Below are 20159 nucleotides of genomic sequence, written 5' to 3' on the forward strand. Positions count from 1 at the left end.
CATGGATTGCCCTGGACGAAATAGACATCCGGTAGTTGCGCAGCGCCTGACGAGGCGTCTGCTTGTGCATTCGAAAAGTGGGGTAAGGGTTTGGCTCAGGTCACATTGGCTATCCAGCAATTGCAGGATGAGCACATTGCGTTGCGGCGTGGCGGTTTGTATTGGGTGATTGTGGATACCACGACCGATGCGGCCGTGCTTGCACGTCAGTTTCTTGCGGCATTGCCCGAACAGGAGCACGCCTCGCTGGTTGGCCTGGGCAGCGACCCGCAGGAGGTGATCGCCAGCATGGCTGACGAAAGCGGTCCGGCCACGTTGCGTCTGCTGTCGGCGCAGGGCGCTGCGGCCCACATTGCCTTCAAGACCCTGACCCGCGACTTGCATCGCGCGCGCGTGCCCGCAGGCAGCTACGTGGTGTTGATGTTGCCGTCTGCCAGCCTTGAAACCCTTGCCACAGCGTCTCTTCAGCGCTGGTGCGAAAGCACTCGGCAATGGCTGCTGCAGCGTGACTCGACGCTACTGATTCTGTGTTGTGGCCAGGCGCCGCATCTGCACGACAAGTTGCTGACCCTCAATGAGTCCACCTCCGGGCTCGCCCAGTTGTACCGTCGTGACAGCGGTATCTGCTACCAGCTGAATTTCTGGCACAGCGAACTGGGCGTGTGTGCCTCACAGGCATTCGAGCTTGAACTCGCCAGCAATGGTTTTGCCCTCGGCCAGTCCTGGGCGGCCAGCAACCTGCCATTGCGGGTGGACGATCAGCGCATTTACCTGACTCAGCGCGCCGCACTGGAAGGTGCTGCGCCGCTGTCGGATCAGTGGCGGTTGTTCGAGCGTCGCGAGGACTTGCTCAAGCAGGCCGCACGGGCGCGTGCGGCTACGGTCATTGTGGCGCTGGAAAGCAACAAGGATGTAGAGAGCCTGGGCCGCGACCTGCATGAACTGCGCGAGCAATGCGGCGTGCAATTGATGGTTGTCGTGCGTGAAACCGAGCCCTGCCTGCGCTATCGCGATGAGCGTCTGCTGCTGGCGTGCGGGGCCAATCTGATCGTCCCGTTCAAGACTCAGTTGGCGCACTTTCTGAGCCTGGTCGACAGCACGCAAGGCCAGACCTGGCGTTATCGCCAGACCCCGGACATTCAAGTGCTGTTCGACCGCCTGCGTCCGCCGCCACAGCGCGGCATGCTGGCGCCGCGCGAGTTCATCACGTTGCTCGAAGAGGTCTATCACGGCGCCTCGGGCGAACTGACTCACCAGTTGCTCCGGTTGCGTCCGCGGGGCGACCTGAACCTTGAACAGTATATGAACCAGATCAGCCTGCGCCGCTTTGGCGACGTGGCGTGCGTACTGGACGGCATGTTTTACCTGTTCCTTTTCGCCTGCCGTGGCGATGGGCTGGAACCCGCGCTGGGGAACATCTGCCGCCTGCCGTGGCGCGATATTTTCAGTGAATGCAAGCCATTGGCGACCGTGGATGTTCTGCCGCGTCAGGACTTTCTGGCGGTGGCCGAACTGGCGGATTTGCCGCGTATGGCTGCCGAGCAGGTGATCCATGACCTGGACGCGGCGATCAGTCCTGACGGCTATAGACCGCGCCGTCTCACCCTGCCGCTTTCGGAGCTTTGCCCATGACGTTTATCCAACTGCTGCAAATCATCGCGGCCAGCTGTCTGTTGACCCTTACTGCGGTCATGCTGCTGCGCAGCGTGCGTCAGCGTCTTTCACTGTGGCTGGAATGGCAGTTGCCACCCCGTCACCTCAAGTTGAGCGGCATACGCCGCCGCGCCCCGCCACCCCCGTTGTGAACGACACTGATGAACCCGGCTGAGCACCCTGACGCCACGGTGGTGGCTGCACGTCCCTGGCCTGGTCTGGGGCTCTGGAACCTGTATTTCCTCATCAAGCTGGCGCTGTTGTGGGGCGGTTACCTGAACCTCCAGGTTTTGCCCAATCTGCTCTTCGCCGCCGTGCTGCTGGTGCCCTTGCGCCTGCGAGCCCTGGCGATTCTGCGCACCCTGATCGCGATTACGGTCGGGGTCGCGCTGTTTTATCAGGACACCTGGCTGCCGCCGTTCAGCCGTCTGCTGGACCAGCCTGGCGTCTTGAATTTCACCCGGGACTATCTGTTCGAACTGGCCGGTCGTTTTATCGACTTGAACGTCTGTGGTGCGCTGCTGATCCTGGTGATCGTGTTCTTTTCCGTGCGCCAGTGGTTGCGACTGACGTCTGTGACGCTCGCCTGTCTGGCATGGCTCGGGTTTTCCGGGTTGCCCATCATGCAGGTCACTGTGCCCACCGTGCAGGCCAGCAGCGAGGTGGTGGGGGGAGCGTTGCCTGTTTCAACGGCCGAGCCGGACAGCCCGACGCTGGATGCCTATCTGCAGAAGTTCTACAGCACCGAGGCCGCGCGGCAGGTGAAATTCGAGCCTTCGGACTCGGCTGCCCAGCCGTTCGACCTGTTGCTGATCAACATCTGTTCCATGGCCTGGGACGACCTGGAGGCCGTAGGCCTGCGCGACAACCCGCTGCTGGCGCAGATGGACATGGTGTTCGATAACTTCAACTCGGCCACTGCCTATAGCGGACCGGCTGCAATCCGCCTGCTGCGCGCCAGTTGCGGTCAACAGCCGCACAGCAAGTTGTACGGCATGGCGCCGCAGCAGTGCCTGTTGATGGATGACCTGCGCAAACTGGGTTTCACCAGCGAAGTGATGCTCAACCATACCGGTCAGTTCGAAGGCTTTATCGACGAAGTCCGCGCGCAGGGTGCGTTGCCGGACCCTGCGGTGAGCACCGCTGACCTTGCGCGCACGCTGGTGGGCTTCGATGGCTCGCCGATCTGGCGTGACCGCGAAGTGCTCGACAAATGGTGGCGTCATCGCAGTGCCCAGGAAGACGCCCGCGTTGCGCTGTTCTACAACACCACCACGCTGCACGACGGCAACCGCATCGTGACGGCAGACGGCGGCACCCGCAGCGCCGATTACAAGACCCGTGCGCAGAGCCTGATCGACGACCTGGGTGCCTTCCTCAAACAACTGGAAAAAAGCGGCCGTCGCGTGGTGGTGGTGATCGTCCCCGAGCATGGCGCGGCACTGCATGGCGATCGTATGCAGATCTCCGGTATGCGCGAGATCCCCAGCCCTTCGATCACACATGTTCCGGTGGGCATCAAGCTGATTGGCATGGGCAGCAATCCGCGTTCCGAGCCCCTGCACGTAACCGGTTCGAGCAGTTACCTGGCGCTGTCGGAAATCATCTCGCGGCTGTATGCGGCACCGCCCCAAAGCCCTGGGCTGGGGCCGGACTGGCAGGTGTTGCTGGCCAACCTGCCGCAGACGCCCATGGTGTCGGAAAACGCCGGGACGGTCGTGCTCGACTATGCCGGCAAGCCTTATGTGCGAATCAAGGAGAAGGGTGCATGGCTGCCATACCCACAGCGCTTCAAATAAAGGCGCAGGGCCTGTCGCGCAACGAGCAGGCGGATGACATCGCGCGCCTGAAGATCGAGCTCAATCTGCCGAATCTGGACTATGTCGACATTTCCGCGCAACTGGAGCTGACCCGCGCCGTGCAGCGCTGGCCGTTCCTGAGTGAGTTCGGCTTTGCCGCCGAGCCGGCCGACGAGCCGCCGCTGCCCATCGCGGGTGCGGTGCGCCAGGGCAAGTTCGGGACATCGACATGACGTCACTGAGTCTGACGGGGGTTCGTGGCGGGGTCGGTGTCAGCGCGTTGCTGGCAGCGATCGGTCACGCCCTTGAACGCCTCGGTGAGCGGGTGTTGCTGGTCGACCTGTGCCCGGAAAACATGTTGCGCCTGCATTTCAACGTGGACGCCTCGCACACGGGTGGCTGGGCACGCGCGATGCTGGAGGGCCAGGACTGGTTCGAGCAGGCCTGGAGCCTGACGCCGACCCTGCACCTGTTGCCGTATGGGACCGTGAGCGCAGCGCAATCGGATGCCCTGGAACAGCGCCTGCGCAATGAACCGTCCTTGTGGGCTCGCCGTCAGAAAAGCCTGAACGCGCATTACGACTGGATTCTGTTCGACGTGCCGCAGCGTCTGCCGGGGCATGCGATCCTGGGCCCCTGTCTGTTCCCGATTCAGGTGATCGAGGCCGACGTCGCCTGCCAGATCCTGTTGCACCAGCAGGCGCGTGACAGCCTGTTGCTGGTCAATCGTTTTGATCCTGGCAGCCAGTTGCAGCGTGACTTGCTGTTGCTGTGGCGCAATCACCACGCCACGCGAATATTGCCGCTGGCGATTCACCTCGATGAAGCGATGCGTGAAGCCCTGGCGTACAAGCAGCCGTTGGGTCAATACGCGCCGGACAGCCTCGCCGCGCACGATGTGCTCAGTCTGGCAACCTGGTGCCTGACCCGGCGCCGTGGGGAACGCTCGTGATTGCCCGCTGGTTTCCCTATACGCATTTGCGGCGTGAGTACGATTGCTACCCACCCATCGCGTTGTGGTTGTCATTCTGTATGGCGCTGGCCTGGCTGGTGTTGCGTCTGGAGTCACCGGTCTGGCAGCAGGTGCTTGATCAGCGCCAGCGCTGGTATCCGCATCTGGCCGGTCAGCGGCCTCGTGTAGGCGACCCGCTGCGCATTGTTCTGCAAAGCCTGTGGCTACTGCTGTTTCGCCCGGTGCCCCAGCGCCGTCGTCGCTCGCCGCCGCGCTGGATGAATCTGTCCGGACAGATGCATCAGCGTCTCTGGCAACAGGTGGGGCAATTTCTCAACGACTTGCCCGAGCAGGCCGTTCAAAGCCGGATGATGGGCAAAGGAGTCCATTGGTGGAGCGGGCTCAGTCCCTTGCTGCAGCGCGTACTGAACCTGTTGTGCGCCATGCTGGGCCTGGTGCTGGTGGTGATGTGCATTACCGAACCTTTCGGCTATGTGTCGCAGTTGCTGTTCGTGATCATGCTATGGGCCGTTGCGATGTTGATCCGGCGAATGCCGGGCCGCTTTCCGACGCTATTGCTGATCATGCTGTCGGTGATCATTTCCTGCCGTTATCTGTGGTGGCGCTACACCGCCACATTGAACTGGGACAGCCCGGTCGACCTGATCTGCGGCGTGCTGCTGCTGATTGCCGAAACCTATTCGTGGCTGGTGCTGCTGTTGGGGTATATCCAGACCTGCTGGCCGTTGCAGCGTCCTCCGGCACAGTTGCCGCGTGACACCCGGACATGGCCGACAGTGGATTTGCTGATCCCCACGTATAACGAAAGCCTGGCGATTGTGAGCGGCACGGTGTACGCCGCGCTGGGGATTGACTGGCCTCACGACAAGTTGCGGATTTCGATCCTCGACGATGGCAAGCGCGACGAGTTTCGCCTGTTCGCCGAGCAGGCCGGGGTGAACTACATCACTCGTTCGGACAACCGACACGCCAAGGCCGGTAACCTCAATCACGCGTTGACGCTGCTGGATGGCGAGCTGGTCGCTATTTTCGACTGCGACAACGTGCCGGTGCGTTCCTTCCTGCAGATGACTGTCGGCTGGTTTCTGCGCGACCCGAAGCTGGCGCTGGTGCAGACCCCGCACCACTTTCTGTCGCCCGATCCCTTTGAGCGCAACCTGGGTACGTTCCGCCGTCGGCCCAACGAGGGCGAGCTGTTCTACGGCCTGGTACAGGACGGCAACGACATGTGGAACGCTGCGTTCTTTTGCGGCTCCTGTGCAGTGCTGCGCCGTTCGGCGATAGATGAAATAGGCGGCTTTGCCGTGGAGACCGTGACCGAGGATGCCCACACTGCGCTGCGCCTGCACCGCAAGGGCTGGAACTCGGCGTATGTGCGCATCCCGCAGGCCGCAGGGCTGGCCACTGAAAGCCTGTCGGCACATATCGGCCAGCGGATTCGCTGGGCACGGGGCATGGCGCAGATCTTTCGCACCGATAACCCTCTGCTTGGCAAGGGCCTGACGTTCTTCCAGCGCGTGTGCTACGCCAACGCGATGATGCACTTTCTGGCCGGTCTGCCGCGCCTGGTGTTTCTCACCGCACCGCTGGCCTTCCTGCTGATGCACGCCTACATCATCTACGCCCCGGCCATGATGATCGTGTTGTACGTGATCCCGCACATGGTTCACGCCAGCCTGACCAACTCGCGGATGCAGGGTGAACACCGCCTGACGTTCTGGGGCGAGGTGTATGAAACCGTGCTGGCCTGGTACATCGCAAGACCGACCACGGTGGCGTTGTTCAACCCGAAAAAGGGCAAGTTCAACGTCACCGCCAAGGGCGGCCTGATGACCGAAAACCAGTTCGACTGGAAGATCGCCCGGCCTTACCTGGTGCTGGCAGTGCTCAACGTTGTCGGTTTGGGGTTTGCGGTCTGGCGGCTGTTTTATGGACCGACCAACGAGATCGGCACGACCCTGGTCAGCAGTGCCTGGGTGATCTACAACCTGCTGATTGTCGGGGCTGCCGTGGCCATTGCGGCCGAAGTGCGGCAGGTGCGCGAAACCCATCGCGTGCAAACCCGGCTTCCGGCGTCCGTGCGCCTCGCCAATGGGCGTTTTTACCCGGGCATGCTGGTCGACTATTCGGACGGTGGGGCGGCCATTGAACTGAACGTGTCGCTGACCGTGGCCGTCGGTGAGCAGGTATCGCTGTTGATGCAGCGCGGCGAGCGAGAGTTTCTGTTTCCCGGCATCGTCAGCCGTAACCACAAGACCTTCATCAGTGTGGCGCTCAACGAATTGTCGGTTGAGCAAAAGATCGATTACGTGCAGTGCACCTTTGCCCGTGCCGATGCCTGGCTGAACTGGAACGAGGACTTCGAACCGGACCGGCCGCTGCACAGCTTCATCGACGTGCTCAAGCTCGGCGCTACCGGCTACAAACGGCTTTATCAGTATCTGCCCACCTGGACTCGCACGCTGGCCGCGCCGCTGCTGCGTAGCTGTGCCTGGCTGCTCAGCTACGTGCCACGGTTTGCCCGGCCGCCTTCTTCTTCCCCCTTTTCCTGATCGGTATGCGTCCTATGAATCGCTGTTTCAGTTCCCTGTTGGCCAGCTTGTTGGTGGTCGCCACAGCGCATGCCCAGGCGCAGCCACAGACGCCCAAAAACCTGTCGCCCGCCTCGTCGGCAGCGGCGGTCGCGCAGCCGGCCAGCGTGGCGGTGCCCAGCTGGGACACGCAGCGTAACTTCGAGCAACTGGGCCGCACCGCAGACAGCCTGCTGCTGGGCACCCACAATACGGATCAGTTTGAGTTCACCATGCGCCGTGACCGGATCGCCACGAACGCCAGGCTGCAACTGGAGTACACGCCTTCCCCGGCATTGATTCCGACACTGTCGCACTTGCGGGTCTACCTCAATGACACGTTGATGAGCGTGGTGCCCATCGAGAAGGATCAACTGGGCAAGAAAACCACTCGACTGGTGGACCTGGACCCGCGTCTGATCACCGACTTCAACCGCGTGCGCCTGGAGTTCGTCGGGCATTACACCGATATCTGTGAAGAGCCTTCCAACAGCGCATTGTGGGTCAATATCAGCCGTGCCAGCGGTCTTGCCGTGAAGGAGCAGGCGCTGGTGATCAAGAATGACCTGGCGTATTTCCCGGTGCCGTTCTTTGATGCGCGCGGCTATGAAAAGCCGGTGCTGAACGTGATATTCGCGGCCTCACCCACCTTGGGTGAACAGCGTGCCGCGGGCATTCTGGCGTCCTATTTCGGCAGTCAGGCCGGTTGGCGCGGTGCACGTTTCCCGGTCCTGTTCGACCACTTGCCCGACGCCACGGCAGACAACCCGACCACCACCTCCATCGTGTTCGCCACCAATGATCATCGTCCGGCGTTTCTGGCGGACCTGACGCGTTTCCCGGCGGTGGATGCACCCGTGGTGCAGATGATCGATCATCCGACCGACCGCTACAGCAAGGTCCTGCTGGTGCTGGGCCGCAATGAAGACGACCTGGCCATTGCGGCGCAGGCACTGGCGTTGGGCGGCGATCTGTTTCGTGGTGATCGGGTGGTGATCAACACGCTGCAGCAGATCCAGCCGCGCAAGCCCTACGACGCACCGAACTGGATGCGTACGGACCGGGCGGTGCGGTTTTCCGAGCTGATCCAGTACCCCGAGCAGTTGCGTGCCAGCGGGATTCAGCCGTTGCCCATCACCCTGAATATCAACCTGCCGCCCGACCTGTTTGTCTGGCGTAACCAGGGCATTCCGCTGCAGACCAAATACCGCTACACGCCGCCGACGTCCAACGACGGCTCGCGGCTCAATATCAGCCTCAATAACCAGTTCATCACCAGTCTGCCGTTGCTGGTCAACAGCAATGACCGTCTGGAAGAGTTGCGCCTGGCGCTGCTGTCCAGTGAGTCGGCGAACATCAACGAGAAGCTTTCGGTCCCGGCGCTGAAAATCGGCGACCGCAACGTGTTGCGCTTCAACTTCAGCTTTGCGAGCACCAGCAGCAGTTCGCAGCGTGACCGTTGCCAGACCTCGCTGCCGGTCGATACCCAGGCGGTGATCGACGACCAGTCGAGCATCGACATGTCCGGTTATCACCATTACATCGCCATGCCGGACCTGGCAGCTTTCGCGCGCAGCGGGTTCCCGTTCAGCCGCATGGCCGACCTGTCGGAAACCGTGGTGGTGATCCCGGCACAGCCCAGCGCCATTCAACTGAGCACCTACCTCGAGGCCGTGGCCGGTATTTCCGGACGCTCCGGGCTGCCTGCCTTGAACCTCACGCTGACCGACCGTTGGGATGAGGCGACCAGGCGTGACGCCGACCTGCTGGTATTGGGCGGGTACGCGCCGGACATGCACGAGAACCCGGACGTGAAACTGTGGTTGAGCCGTTCGCAGGACTGGCTGCTCAAGTCGGGCAACCCAAGACCTGGGCGCGAGCCTGTGTACAGCTCCGAGGCCAGCGGCCGGGACGATACGCATGAGGCGAGCAGCCGGGTGGCGGTGTCTGCCCGAGGACCGATCGCAGCCATCGTCGGCATGCAGTCACCCTTTCACGAGCAGCGTAGCGTAGTGGCCTTGCTGGCCAACGAAGACGCTGACTTTGAACTGTTGCGAGACAGCCTCAATGACAGCGGCAAGATGGACGCGATGGCCGGTTCCGTCGTGCTGATCCGCGAAAGCGGTGTCAACGGTCAACTGGTGGGTGAGCGGTATTACGTGGGCAACCTGCCGTGGTGGTTGCTGCTGTGGTTCAAGTTGTCGGAGCGTCCTCTGGTGCTGGCTCTGCTGGCGGTGACGGGCGTGATGCTCAGTGCATTCCTGACCTGGCGTGTTCTGCAATGGCTGGCACGTCGACGTCTGGCCTATGAATAAGCACCGTCGCGCCTGCATGTGGCTGGCGGTGGCCAGCCTGCAATGGCTGGTCGCGGGCATGGCGCTGGCCGACACCTGTGGCTGGCCTGCCTGGGAGGCGTATCGTCAGAACCTGATCAGCCCCGATGGGCGAGTGATCGACGGTTCGTTCGAGCAGCAGGTCACTACCTCGGAAGGGCAGAGCTATGCACTGTTCTTTTCGCTGGTGGCCAATGATCGGCAACGCTTTCAGCAGCTGTTGGACTGGACCCGCAACAACCTGGCAGACGGTGATCTGGAGCGTCAGTTGCCAGCCTGGCAATGGGGACGCGATCCACAAGGGCACTGGCGTGTGCTGGACAGCAACAATGCCAGCGATGCCGATCTGTGGATCGCCTACAGCTTGCTGGAAGCCGGGCGTCTGTGGGATCGACCTGATTACGAACGCCTTGGCGAGCACCTGCTGTGGCGCAGCGCAGCACAGACGCTGCGCAAGTTGCCGGGGCTCGGGCTGATGCTGTTGCCCGGCGATACCGGTTTCGAGTCGTCCGCAGGCTGGCGTCTGAACCCCAGTTACCTGCCCCCGCAATTGCTGGCCAGGTTCGCGACGATTGCGCCGATCTGGGCGGAGGTTGCGCGTAACCAGCAACGTCTTTTGCTGGAAGGCACGCCCCAGGGCCTGGCGCCTGACTGGCTGATGTGGCGCGCCAATCAGCGCTGGTCTGCTGACCCCGCCGGTCCCAAGGGCAGCTACGACGCGATTCGCGTGTATCTGTGGCTGGGCATGCTCGACGCCCACGCCGCAGGGCGTGCCGAGTTGCTGGCGCATTTCGCGCCGCTGCTGCACGCCACGCAAGAGCGCGGCGTGCCAGAGCAGGTCGATAACGCTCAGCGGGGCTGTCAACGGCACCGGGCCGGTGGGTTTTTCGGCCGCCCTGTTGCCGTTTCTGGCCGATCAACCCGCAGTGCTGCAAGCCCAGCGCGAGCGCGTACGGCAAACGCCGCCCGCAAGCGACGCCTACTACAACCAATCGCTGTTGCTGTTCGGCCAGGGCTGGGATGAACAGCGTTATCGCTTTGACAAGAACGGGCTGTTGCAGCCCCGGCGGGGCGCTGCATGCCAATGATGAACAGGCTCACATGGCACGCGACGCTGGCGCTGGGCTGTTTCTGCAGCCCGCTGATGGCCGACACCGCGCCACAGACAACGCAGGACCAGCAGCAATGGTTGCTGCAACAGATGCGCATCGGCGAAGCCTCGTACCGTAACGATCTGGTGCGTGATTCGCTGGCGCGCCTGGAGCTGATCGCCCCGGATCACCCGCAGGTTCTGGTGGGGGAGGTCCGGCAAGTGCTCGCCGAGCCTGTCGACAATCATCGTCAGGCGCGTCTTGATCGGTTGCTGGCCAGGCTTGCGGCCGTTGCGCCCGATTCCCCGGCGCTGCGCCAGGCGCAGGCTTTGATCAGGCTTCAGGCCACCGATGGCATCAGGCAGTTGCAGCAGGCCCGGCTGTTGGCCGCTGCGGGCCGTTTCGAGGAATCGACGGCAGCGTTCGAGCAGTTATTTGGCAAGGAGCCTGCTGACCTCGCCTCGGCGCTGGAGTACTACGCGGCGCGCAGCCGTGTGGCCGGTCAACGCCGAGTGGTCATCGAGCAACTGCGTCAGCTCGATGCGACGTACCCGGGCAGCGCGGCTTTACGTCAGCTGCGAGTGGGGCTGTATTTTGCCGAGAACCGCAATGACGAAGCCCTTGACGTCTTGCATCAATTGGCAGCGGACCCACAGGCCAGCGCCAACGCAGCCGAACGTGAATACAACTACTTGATCAAGCTGCCGGCAGGCCCCGGGACGGTTCGTGCCTGGCAGACGTTCGTGCGTTATTACCCTTATTCGCCCTTCACCCCGCAGGCGACAGCGCAATTGAACAGCCAACAGCAGTTACTGGCTGATCCCGCCTGGCAGGCCGGGGTCAAGGCCCGGCTGATGCTTGATCAGAACCGTGACAGCGCAATGGCCGAAGGTCTGTTGCGGCGTGCGTTGAAAGGCTACCCGCAAGACCCGGCGCTGTACGGCGCATTGGGCACCGCGTTGATGCGTCAGGACAAATACCCGGCCGCCTTCGAGGCTTTCAGCCAGGCGCTGGCCAAGGAGCAGGACACCGATTACATCAGCAAATGGCAGGACCTGCAGGCGGCCACCCGCAATTGGATGATCCTGCAAAAGGCCGATCAGGCCCTGCAACGAGGCGACTATAACGCCGCGCGTCAGGGTTACAGTCAGGCTCGCACGTTACGCCCGGACAACGCCGACCCACTGATTGGTCTGGCCAATGTGGCCCTTGCCGAGCATGACGACATCCGCGCCGAAGCGCTGTTGTTGCAGGCCCGCAGGCTCGAACCCGGCAGCGGTAATGTGGTGCGTGCGCTGGTGCGGCTTTACCAGCGACAGTCCAGCGACAAGGCGCAGACCTTTCTCGACAGCCTGCCGGTCAGCAATCAGGCAGAGTTCGCCGCCCTGCGCCGCAGCATCGAGCTCGAGCGTCTGAACCTGCAGGCCGATGCCGCCGAGCAACGCAAGGACTGGCCGCAACTGGTCAACCTGCTCAAGCAGATCCGTACCCTGGATGCGGACAACCCGTGGCTGACTTACCGGCTGGCCAACGCCGACATCAGCCTCGGTCGACCGCGTGACGCCGATGATGCGTTTGCCGTGTTGCTGGCGCGCCAGGGCCGTGATCCGCAGGCGCGCTATGCTCATGGTCTGTTTCTGGCCAGCGCTGGCCGGGATGCCGAGGTGCTGGAGACGCTGAAGCAGATTCCCACGGCTGCCTGGACCGACAACATGCGTGAGCTGGCGGGCCGTATCACACGTCGCCAATTGCTGGCCGAGGCCGACAGATTACGCGCGCGGGGGCAGGAACCCGCCGCCATTGCCCTGTTGATGCGTGCGCCGACGGTCGATGATCTGGGGACTGTGGCTGACTGGGCCGCGCAGCGCGGCGATCAGGTTCAGGCTGAAAGAGGCTACCGTGCGGTGCTCAAGCGTGAACCCGGCAACAGCGAAGCACAATTGGGGCTGATTGAAGCGTTACTGGCGAGCGGACGCTTGCCCGCTGCCCGTCAGGCTTTACAGCGTTTTGCCCCGACGCAGGCACTGGCGGTGGGCCAACAGCGCCGCCTGGCCAATGCCTGGTCGGCAGTCGGCGACCCCGACAAGGCCACGGCGCTGTTCAATGAGCTGCTGAAAACCCCGCAGAGCGATCCGTTGATTTATCGCGATGCGGCACGCCTGGTCGCCAAGGACCATCCGCAGCAGGCGCTCGATCATTACGCACGCAGCATGGCTGCCGCGGGCCTGACCCCGTCGGTCAGCGTCGCGGCGGCTCAGAGGTCGCGTGACGATGGCGCGATGACCCAGGCCAGTCGCGCCACGGATGCCGACGACTGGCTGCCCCGCGGCATTCGCAGTGACGTCGAGACGCTGTATCAGGCGCAAAATCCAACGGTCAATCTGTACCGCGATTTTGCCTGGCGCACCGACAACACCTCGCCTGGAATTTCCGATCTCACGACCCAGACCACCATCCTGCGCATCGACGCGCCGCTGGCTCAGGGCCAGGGTTTCGTCCAGGCCGAACAGGTCGATCTGCAAGTCAGTGATTTCGACACCGATGCCGACGGTCTGCACCGTGAGGCGTTTGGCACTTGTGCCGTGCAGTTGCGCGACCGTGCGACAGGTGATGCCGTCGCCAATGGCTGTCGCAGCCGTTCACAAAGCGTCAGCGGTCCAAGCCTTGCCGTGGGCTGGAAGAACGCGCAGTGGAACGTCGACCTGGGTCATACCCCGGCCGGTTTCGAAGTCGGCAACTGGTTGGGTGGGGTGGGTTACAGCAGTGACTGGCAGTCCATTGGCTGGACTCTGACCGCGTCGCGTCGCCCGTTGAGCAACTCGGTGGTGTCCTATGCCGGAGCAGTCGATCCGATCACGGGCACCCGTTGGGGCGGCGTCACCAGCAACGGCCTCACCTTGAACCTGAGCCACGATGAAGGCGGTGTCGATGGCGTCTGGGCAAGCCTGGGACAGCATTGGCTGGTGGGCCGCAATGTGGTCGATAACCAGCGCCGCAGTGCAATGGGAGGTTACTACTACCGGCTGGTTGAGCGCGCCAATGAGCGCATGCGCACCGGCCTGACGCTGATGTACTGGAGTTACGACAAGGACCTGAGTGACTACACCCTGGGGCAGGGCGGCTATTACAGTCCTCAGCAGTATTATTCGATCGGTGTGCCGTTCAGCTATGCCTGGCGCACGGCCAATTGGTCGGTGCAGCTGGACAGTTCACTGGGCTGGTCATTCTCCAAAAGTGACAGCAGCGACCTGTACCCATTGGACGGGCCGGCTGGCAAGTTCTTCACCGATGCCGCCGCTGCCGGGCTGGACGTGGACAGCTCGACGACCCTGACGTCTGCCGCAAGCAGCAGCGCCGGTGTCAGTGTCGGGCTGCGCGGCTTGCTGGAGCGTCGTCTGTCCGATCATTGGGTGGTGGGTTCCGGGGTGAGCTGGCAGCACAGTGAAGGCTATGCGCCGAGTCGTGCGGTGCTTTATCTGCGTTATACCTTCGACCTCTGGCGTGGCAGCCTGCCCATGCCGCTGGAACCGGTGACGCCGTATGGCGACATGCGCTGATGCCTGAACTGATAGCTATCTATATAGATAGCTATATATCTATATGCATAGCTATCTATCTATACAGATAGATAGCTGGCTGGATAGATAGATAGCAGCCAGCGGCGTCGATGATTTCGTCACCAGCGGCCTATGCCAGGCGTGGATCTATTGAAAACTCCAGCTCGGTGGCCGTCCGCACCACCTCTGCAAACGCAGGATGACGAACATTGAGCAGGTAGTTGGATTCGCGCGCGATGATCACGCTTGGCACCGCCAGCGCCAGGCTTTGTCCGGAGGTCAGCCAGGCATCACCGAATGACGCAGTAGCTGGCGGAGCAGGCTCTTCGCGCCAGTCTGGCGGCAGGGTGTCGGCGCGAGCGTTGAGGACATGTTCTTCAGCGATCTGCAGTTCAAGCATTGCGTAGTGTTGAGCCACGCCCGCATTGCCCAGATGAACCAGCACCTCAAGCAACGCCAGCGATTCGCTGCCGGCGCAATACACGCAGGCATTGCCTTTGCTGTTCCAGCGTCCGCCATAAAGTTTGGCACCTTCACCGTCGAACGCCTGAGCGAGCCACTTGCGCTTGACCAGGCGATAGACCGCAATCACGCGACCACGCCGTGTTCAAGCCGGCCGATCAGGTCAAGCACTGCCTGAGCCTCTGCCGAGGTGGCGAGCATTTCCAGCGGCCGCCGATGGCCCAGCCCATAGACCGGGTTGGCTAGCCAGATACGGGTTGCCGGTGCATCGTCCTCGAACAGATCCAGCGCGGCCTTATAGACCGCTGCCAGGCGAAACAGGCGGTCGCTTTCTTCTGCGTTGAACTGACGAACCTTGAGACGACGCTGCAAGGTGGCCGGGGCGATGCCCAGGTGTTCGGCCAGCGTCGAGCGGTTCAGGTCAGTGTATTGCGCCAGACGCTCGAACACTTCGTAGGGCAGCCCGTTGCGCAACGCGGTATAGAGACGTGCGCCGCGAGGAGGAATACCCAGCTGTTGCCAGAAGTCCGGCGGCTGGCTCACGGCGGGATGGTAGTCGCGTATGGGCAAGGACATGACAAACCTTCTCTATCGAATGATTGTTAATAAAACTATCACTTGATAATAGGCCTCTTGGGGCTGAAGCGATAGCGTCGGATACAACTGCGCGGTTTTTTCAGACCTTTCGTCTTGTTGACTGCGCCGATAGACAGGGCTGCTCTGGATATAACCCTATGTTTATCAGTGAGTTATGCAGACAAGTTCGTAAAGCAGTTTCAAATATCGCCACAGGCCACGGAAATCAATGCCTGTAGCGATCTTCAACTCTTTCGGATGACGTAAAAAGTGGTTACGGTGGGACCCTGAGCATGACAGAAACGGACGTGAAAACCGTCGTTCTTCACGTTGCTGTCAAAACGGATACGTCATGTTTTCGGGATCGCTGTATGGTGATATCAATATGCTATATGGTGGGCAAATAGTGAACGCTATCAACGTTTGACGGGTGTTTTTCAATCCATCACCTGCCGCTGTCAGTCTGATTTTCTGTAGTGAGATTTCTGCGATGTCCACCCTTGCGCTGTTGATATGCGATGACTCCAATATGGCGCGCAAGCAGTTGATGCGTGCGCTGCCCAGCGACTGGGATGTGTCAGTCACCCTGGCGACTCAGGGGCAGGAAGGCCTGGAAGCCATTCGCAGTGGGTTGGGCCAGGTGGTGCTGCTGGACCTGACAATGCCGGTGATGGATGGTTACCAGACGCTGGCCGCAATTCGTGCCGAGAACCTCGACGCCAAGGTCATTGTGGTGTCCGGTGACGTGCAGGACGAAGCCGTACGACGGGTCATGGAACTGGGTGCTCTGGCGTTCCTGAAAAAACCGGCCGACCCGGAAGACCTCAAGCGCACGCTTGAGCGTCTGGGCTTGCTGGGCAAGCCTTCGACGTTGCCCACGTCCGTGTCGGCGCCAGTCGCTCCGGCACTCAACCGCGACGGGGTGATCAGTTTTCAGGATGCGTTCCGCGAGACCGTCAACGTGGCCATGGGCCGCGCAGCAGCGTTGCTGGCCAAGGTGCTGGGCGTGTTCGTGCAACTGCCGGTGCCCAATGTGAACATGCTCGAGGTCGGCGAGCTGCACATGGCGCTGGCCGACGCTCACAGTGATCAGCACCTGACAGCGGTTTGCCAGGGCTACATGGGCGGCGGGATTGCCGGTGAAGCGCTGTTGATCTTCCACGACTCCGAACTCTCCAGCATGTCGAAACTGATGGGCGGCAATTCCCCCGACTGCTCTGACATGGAGATGCTGCTGGACCTGTCCACAATCCTGATCGGGGCCTGCCTGAGCGGTATCGCCGAGCAGATAGACGTGGCCTTCTCCCAAGGGCATCCGCAAGTGCTGGGTGCACAGGGCGGCATTGACGAGCTTATCCGGATCAACAGCCAGCGCTGGAAAAAGACTCTGGCGGTCGAGATCAGCTACAGCGTGGAAGGGCATGATATTCACTTCGATCTGCTGATGCTGTTCACCGAAGACTCGGTCGATCTGCTGACCAAAAAACTCGCCTACCTGATGAGCTGACCCATGAGCAACGCTATCGAAATCAACGAGCTTCATTGGTTGCTGGCCGTCACCCAGAACATTGACGTAGGCATTGTGGTACTGGACCTGAACTATCGGGTCTCGGTGTGGAACACGTTCATGGAGAACCGCTCCGGCGTGGTGCCCTACAACGCGATCGACAAGACATTTTTCGAGCTGTTTCCGGACGTCAATCAGGCGTGGTTCAGCAAGAAGATCGACAACGTCGTGACGCTGGGCACCCCTGCCTTCACGATCTGGGAGCAGCGCCCTTATCTGGTTCGGTTCAAGAGCTATCAGCCCATCACCGGGCAGGAAGAGTTCATGTACCAGAACACCACGCTGTTCCCGCTGCGCTCGACCACGGGTGAGGTCAGTCATGTGTGCCTGGTGATCTACGACGTCACAGACGTGGCCACCAATCGTCATCAGTTGCAGGCGGCCAATGCCGAATTGCAGCAGATCTCCAGCATCGACCGGCTGACCGGGCTGTATAACCGTGGTCACTGGGAGGATGCGCTCAAGATTGAATTCGCCAGGCACACGCGCTACGGCTCCAATGCAGCGCTGGTGATGCTCGACATCGACCATTTCAAGACCGTCAATGACAGCCATGGGCATCAGGTCGGCGACAAGGTGCTGCGTTCGATTGCGGCCCTGGTTCACTCGCGGGTACGCACAGTGGATGTTGCCGGGCGTTACGGCGGGGAAGAGTTTGCGGTGCTGCTGCCCGACACCGACAAGGCTGGGGCGCTGCTCTTTGCCGAGCGTCTGCGCAAGGCCGTGGAGGAGAGCGAGTTTCTTCACGAGAGCCACTCAATCCGCTGCACCATCAGCCTCGGGGTGGCGGACCTGAGTACACCGACCACCGACTACACGTCGCTGATCGAATGGGCGGATCAGGCCATGTACGCGGCGAAGCGAAAAGGGCGCAATCAGGTCTGCGCTCACGAATGAAACACGTCCTGCGGGCTTGATACCGCTCGTGCTAGGATCGCGATTTTTCCGCTGACGCTCAGGGACATCATGCGATCTCAAGCCACCCTCACTGTTTTGCCTGTCGAGCGCCCACTGGTCGGGCGCGTCAGCCCGCCCGGTTCCAAGTCGATCACCAACCGTGCACTGCTGCTGGCAGGCCTGGCCAAAGGCACCAGCCGCCTGACCGGCGCGCTGAAAAGTGACGACACCCGGGTGATGTCCGAAGCGCTGCGTCTGATGGGCGTGCAGGTCGACGAGCCGGACGACAGCACGTTTGTGGTCACCAGTTCCGGCCAGTGGCACGCACCGCAACAAGCGCTGTTTCTGGGCAATGCCGGGACCGCAACCCGTTTTCTGACCGCAGCACTGGCCAACTTCGAAGGCGACTTCGTGGTGGACGGTGATGAGTACATGCGCAAGCGCCCGATCGGTCCGCTGGTCGATGCCCTGCAGCGCATGGGTGTTGAAGTCAGCGCACCCTCCGGCTGCCCGCCGGTAGCGATCAAGGGCCGGGGCGGGCTGGCGGCGGGTCGTATCGATATCGACGGCAACCTGTCCAGTCAGTACGTGTCGGCGCTGCTGATGGCCGGTGCCTGCGGCAAGGGGCCTGTCGAGGTTGCCTTGACCGGCAGCGAGATCGGCGCGCGTGGCTATGTCGACCTGACGCTGGCGGCAATGCAGGCCTTTGGCGCGCAAGTGCAGGCCATGGGTGACGTGGCCTGGCGCGTCTCGGCCACCGGCTACCGTGCCACGGACTTCCATATCGAGCCGGATGCGTCGGCGGCCACTTATCTGTGGGCTGCGCAGGCGTTGACGGGCGGTGAGATCGACCTGGGCGTGGCCAGCGATGCCTTCACTCAACCGGACGCCCTGGCCAGCCAGATCATCGAACGCTTCCCGAACATGCCGGCCGTGATCGATGGCTCGCAAATGCAGGACGCGATTCCGACGCTGGCGGTGCTGGCTGCCTTCAACAATCAGCCGGTGCGCTTTGTCGGCATCGCCAACCTGCGGGTCAAGGAATGCGACCGTGTTACAGCGCTGTCGCAGGGTCTGTGCGCCATTGCGCCGGGGCTGGCGGTCGAAGAAGGTGATGACTTGCTGGTGCACGCCAATCCGGCGCTGGCAGGCACGACCGTCGACGCGCTGATCGATACTCACGCCGATCACCGCATTGCCATGTGCTTTGCCCTGGCAGGCCTGAAAATCGCCGGTATCCGGATTCTCGATCCCGATTGCGTCGGCAAGACCTACCCAGGCTACTGGGATGCGCTGGCTTCACTGGGTGTGAGCATTCAACGCTGATCCTTGTCGTGTGCGGTGGCCGTTCTGTCAGATCTTGAAGAGCGGCTGCAGCATCCTCGCCAGCAGACCGTGAAAACGCAGCGGTGAATCGCTGGCGGCCAGGCAGATGCAGCCCTGGTCATCGAAGGCGATGGGCTGGTGCTGGACATCGCTGTTCAGGTCAGCAATATCACCGACTCGATACTCGCCCAGCTCATCGTGATAAGCGCCCTTGAGCACCATGGTCATTTCGCTGCCTTCATGGTTGTGCACCGGCATGCTCATGCCAGCCGCTATTTTCAACAGCATGAGGTTGCCCTGCTCGATGCCTTGGGCCTGCACACGCTGCACGCCCGGAATCAGGGTTTTCCACTTCAGCTCGCTCAGGTACTTGCCAAAATACGGTTGCACGCTCAACGGCAGCAGGTCCGGGTCTTCATTGGCGGCGTACATCGGGTCTGCGCCGATGGCATGAGTGGGCATCGTTTCGTCCAGACGCTCAAGCATGGCGGCCCGGCCTCGCAGCGAAACCACCCTGCTGACGGGCTGCTGCACCAGCACACCGCCAATCTGCTCGGCCTGTCGCAGCCGTGCCCGGCATTGCGGGCAGCGCTCCAGGTGAGCAGCGGTCACCAGCGAGATGACCTGCGACAGCGCGCCCGAGGCATAACTGACCAAGGTCGCGTCGTCCGGGTGTCGTAATAAGGTACTCATCATGGTGCCTCGATCCGCGAGCGCAGTTTCTGGAACGCCAGGCGCAGACAGGACTTCACGGTGCCCAGCGGCATACCGAGGCGTTCGGATATCTCGCGGTGGCTGAGCGCTTCGAAGTAGGACATGCGCAATACCCTGGCCTGGTCGGCGGGCAGGTTCTGAATGGCGATGGTCAGTTGCTGCTCCTGGCGTTGGCTGTAGTCGAGCGTTCTGTCCAGTGGAGCCTCGAGACGCTCCAATTGTTCCAGCGAATTCTGTACCTGCACCCAACCACGGTCCTTGCGCACGCTGTCGATGTACAGGTTGCGGGCAATCCGGAACAGCCAGGTGCCGAGGCTGGCCTTGCTCGGGTCGAAGGTGTCGGCCTTGTGCCAAAGCTTGAGCAGCACTTCCTGCACCAGCTCTTCGGCCTGGCCTTCTGGCACGTTCAGGCCCATCAGATAGCGCAGCAGACGCGGCGCGAAGTGATCGTAAATGCGCATGAAACTGTCGCGGTCCTGTTGGAGGGCCACGGCATTGACTTCATTGATCCAAAGTCGGGTAAGCGTCGGGTCGCTGTTAGGGGGGGACACGTGACAGAAGGTCCTGGGACTGGCAGTGATGCTCATGATCCACCTTCTGATCGTTGTTGTGTGAAATTGGTTCGCAATGCACGGTGGGTT

The 20159-nt window shown here is 61.9% G+C and carries 16 protein-coding genes and 1 pseudogene; 13 read left to right on the forward strand and 4 right to left on the reverse strand.

The window, feature by feature from the left end:
* Positions 1-90 precede the first annotated feature (90 nt).
* The 10 genes and pseudogenes from KDX37_RS18675 (at position 91) to bcsC (ending at position 13976) form a co-directional block, all read left to right on the forward strand.
* Positions 91-1632: a BcsE family c-di-GMP-binding protein gene (locus KDX37_RS18675; protein WP_231654190.1), complete on the forward strand. Its 1542-nt coding sequence runs from the start codon at positions 91-93 to the stop codon at positions 1630-1632.
* The gene (gene bcsF, locus KDX37_RS18680) at positions 1629-1805 is read left to right on the forward strand and encodes a cellulose biosynthesis protein BcsF (RefSeq protein WP_231654191.1); all 177 of its coding nucleotides are present in this window, start codon (positions 1629-1631) and stop codon (positions 1803-1805) included. The genes KDX37_RS18675 and bcsF overlap by 4 nt, the downstream gene beginning before the upstream one ends.
* Positions 1806-1814: 9 nt before the next feature.
* Positions 1815-3452 (forward strand): cellulose biosynthesis protein BcsG, encoded by a 1638-nt coding sequence (gene bcsG / locus KDX37_RS18685; RefSeq protein WP_231654192.1) that lies wholly within the window; start codon positions 1815-1817, stop codon positions 3450-3452.
* The gene (bcsR, locus tag KDX37_RS18690; RefSeq protein ID WP_231654193.1) at positions 3422-3685 is read left to right on the forward strand and encodes a cellulose biosynthesis protein BcsR; all 264 of its coding nucleotides are present in this window, start codon (positions 3422-3424) and stop codon (positions 3683-3685) included. Before bcsG ends, bcsR begins: the two co-directional genes overlap by 31 nt.
* The gene (bcsQ, locus tag KDX37_RS18695; RefSeq protein WP_231654194.1) at positions 3682-4404 is read left to right on the forward strand and encodes a cellulose biosynthesis protein BcsQ; all 723 of its coding nucleotides are present in this window, start codon (positions 3682-3684) and stop codon (positions 4402-4404) included. Before bcsR ends, bcsQ begins: the two co-directional genes overlap by 4 nt.
* Positions 4401-6977 (forward strand): UDP-forming cellulose synthase catalytic subunit, encoded by a 2577-nt coding sequence (gene bcsA / locus KDX37_RS18700; RefSeq protein ID WP_406642773.1) that lies wholly within the window; start codon positions 4401-4403, stop codon positions 6975-6977. The genes bcsQ and bcsA overlap by 4 nt, the downstream gene beginning before the upstream one ends.
* A gap of 14 nt (positions 6978-6991) precedes the next feature.
* Positions 6992-9310 (forward strand): cellulose biosynthesis cyclic di-GMP-binding regulatory protein BcsB, encoded by a 2319-nt coding sequence (gene bcsB, locus KDX37_RS18705; protein ID WP_231654195.1) that lies wholly within the window; start codon positions 6992-6994, stop codon positions 9308-9310.
* 58 nt (positions 9311-9368) lie between these two features.
* Positions 9369-10205 (forward strand): annotated as a pseudogene (gene bcsZ / locus KDX37_RS18710) (cellulose synthase complex periplasmic endoglucanase BcsZ); the annotation flags it as partial.
* Position 10206: 1 nt separating this feature from the next.
* Complete coding sequence (locus KDX37_RS29800; protein ID WP_406642777.1) at positions 10207-10416, forward strand: hypothetical protein; 210 nt, start codon at positions 10207-10209, stop codon at positions 10414-10416.
* Positions 10407-13976, forward strand: coding sequence for a cellulose synthase complex outer membrane protein BcsC (gene bcsC / locus KDX37_RS18715; protein WP_319941706.1), 3570 nt, complete (start codon positions 10407-10409; stop codon positions 13974-13976). The genes KDX37_RS29800 and bcsC overlap by 10 nt, the downstream gene beginning before the upstream one ends.
* Positions 13977-14106: 130 nt before the next feature.
* Here the strand turns inward: bcsC and KDX37_RS18720 are convergent, their stop codons facing one another.
* The gene (locus KDX37_RS18720; RefSeq protein ID WP_231654196.1) at positions 14107-14568 is read right to left on the reverse strand and encodes an RES family NAD+ phosphorylase; all 462 of its coding nucleotides are present in this window, start codon (positions 14566-14568) and stop codon (positions 14107-14109) included.
* The gene (gene parS, locus KDX37_RS18725) at positions 14565-15014 is read right to left on the reverse strand and encodes a type II RES/Xre toxin-antitoxin system antitoxin (RefSeq protein WP_231654197.1); all 450 of its coding nucleotides are present in this window, start codon (positions 15012-15014) and stop codon (positions 14565-14567) included. The genes KDX37_RS18720 and parS overlap by 4 nt, the downstream gene beginning before the upstream one ends.
* 490 nt (positions 15015-15504) lie before the next feature.
* Here parS and KDX37_RS18730 point away from each other — a divergent pair, with 490 nt between their 5' ends.
* The 3 genes from KDX37_RS18730 to KDX37_RS18740 all read left to right on the forward strand — a co-directional run bounded on the left by KDX37_RS18730 (position 15505) and on the right by KDX37_RS18740 (position 18804).
* Entirely contained in the window at positions 15505-16521 is a 1017-nt protein-coding gene (locus tag KDX37_RS18730; protein ID WP_231654198.1) for a response regulator, read from the forward strand.
* Positions 16522-16524: 3 nt separating this feature from the next.
* A complete protein-coding gene (locus KDX37_RS18735; protein WP_231654199.1) occupies positions 16525-17478 on the forward strand; it encodes a sensor domain-containing diguanylate cyclase in 954 nt (317 codons plus the stop codon).
* A 69-nt stretch (positions 17479-17547) separates the two neighbouring features.
* Positions 17548-18804 carry a 3-phosphoshikimate 1-carboxyvinyltransferase gene (locus tag KDX37_RS18740; RefSeq protein ID WP_231654200.1) on the forward strand — a complete coding sequence of 419 codons (1257 nt, stop codon included), beginning with the start codon at positions 17548-17550 and terminating at the stop codon, positions 18802-18804.
* A 27-nt stretch (positions 18805-18831) separates the two neighbouring features.
* Here the strand turns inward: KDX37_RS18740 and KDX37_RS18745 are convergent, their stop codons facing one another.
* Positions 18832-19497, reverse strand: a complete 666-nt coding sequence (locus KDX37_RS18745; protein ID WP_231654221.1) for a ChrR family anti-sigma-E factor — start codon at positions 19495-19497, stop codon at positions 18832-18834.
* The gene (locus tag KDX37_RS18750; RefSeq protein WP_231654222.1) at positions 19497-20009 is read right to left on the reverse strand and encodes a sigma-70 family RNA polymerase sigma factor; all 513 of its coding nucleotides are present in this window, start codon (positions 20007-20009) and stop codon (positions 19497-19499) included. Before KDX37_RS18750 ends, KDX37_RS18745 begins: the two co-directional genes overlap by 1 nt.
* Positions 20010-20159: the final 150 nt, after the last annotated feature.

The organism is Pseudomonas californiensis (genome assembly GCF_021147775.1).
GTDB classification, from domain to species: Bacteria; Pseudomonadota; Gammaproteobacteria; order Pseudomonadales; family Pseudomonadaceae; genus Aquipseudomonas; species Aquipseudomonas californiensis.

Coding starts and splice junctions, on each gene's coding strand:
- KDX37_RS18730 (WP_231654198.1), top strand. CDS start 15,505: ATGTCCACCCTTGCGCTGTTGATATGCGATGACTCCAATATGGCGCGC.
- bcsR (WP_231654193.1), top strand. CDS start 3,422: ATGGCTGCCATACCCACAGCGCTTCAAATAAAGGCGCAGGGCCTGTCG.
- KDX37_RS18745 (WP_231654221.1), bottom strand. CDS start 19,497: ATGAGTACCTTATTACGACACCCGGACGACGCGACCTTGGTCAGTTAT.
- parS (WP_231654197.1), bottom strand. CDS start 15,014: ATGTCCTTGCCCATACGCGACTACCATCCCGCCGTGAGCCAGCCGCCG.
- bcsB (WP_231654195.1), top strand. CDS start 6,992: ATGAATCGCTGTTTCAGTTCCCTGTTGGCCAGCTTGTTGGTGGTCGCC.
- KDX37_RS18735 (WP_231654199.1), top strand. CDS start 16,525: ATGAGCAACGCTATCGAAATCAACGAGCTTCATTGGTTGCTGGCCGTC.
- bcsG (WP_231654192.1), top strand. CDS start 1,815: ATGAACCCGGCTGAGCACCCTGACGCCACGGTGGTGGCTGCACGTCCC.
- KDX37_RS18740 (WP_231654200.1), top strand. CDS start 17,548: ATGCGATCTCAAGCCACCCTCACTGTTTTGCCTGTCGAGCGCCCACTG.
- bcsC (WP_319941706.1), top strand. CDS start 10,407: ATGCCAATGATGAACAGGCTCACATGGCACGCGACGCTGGCGCTGGGC.
- bcsF (WP_231654191.1), top strand. CDS start 1,629: ATGACGTTTATCCAACTGCTGCAAATCATCGCGGCCAGCTGTCTGTTG.
- bcsQ (WP_231654194.1), top strand. CDS start 3,682: ATGACGTCACTGAGTCTGACGGGGGTTCGTGGCGGGGTCGGTGTCAGC.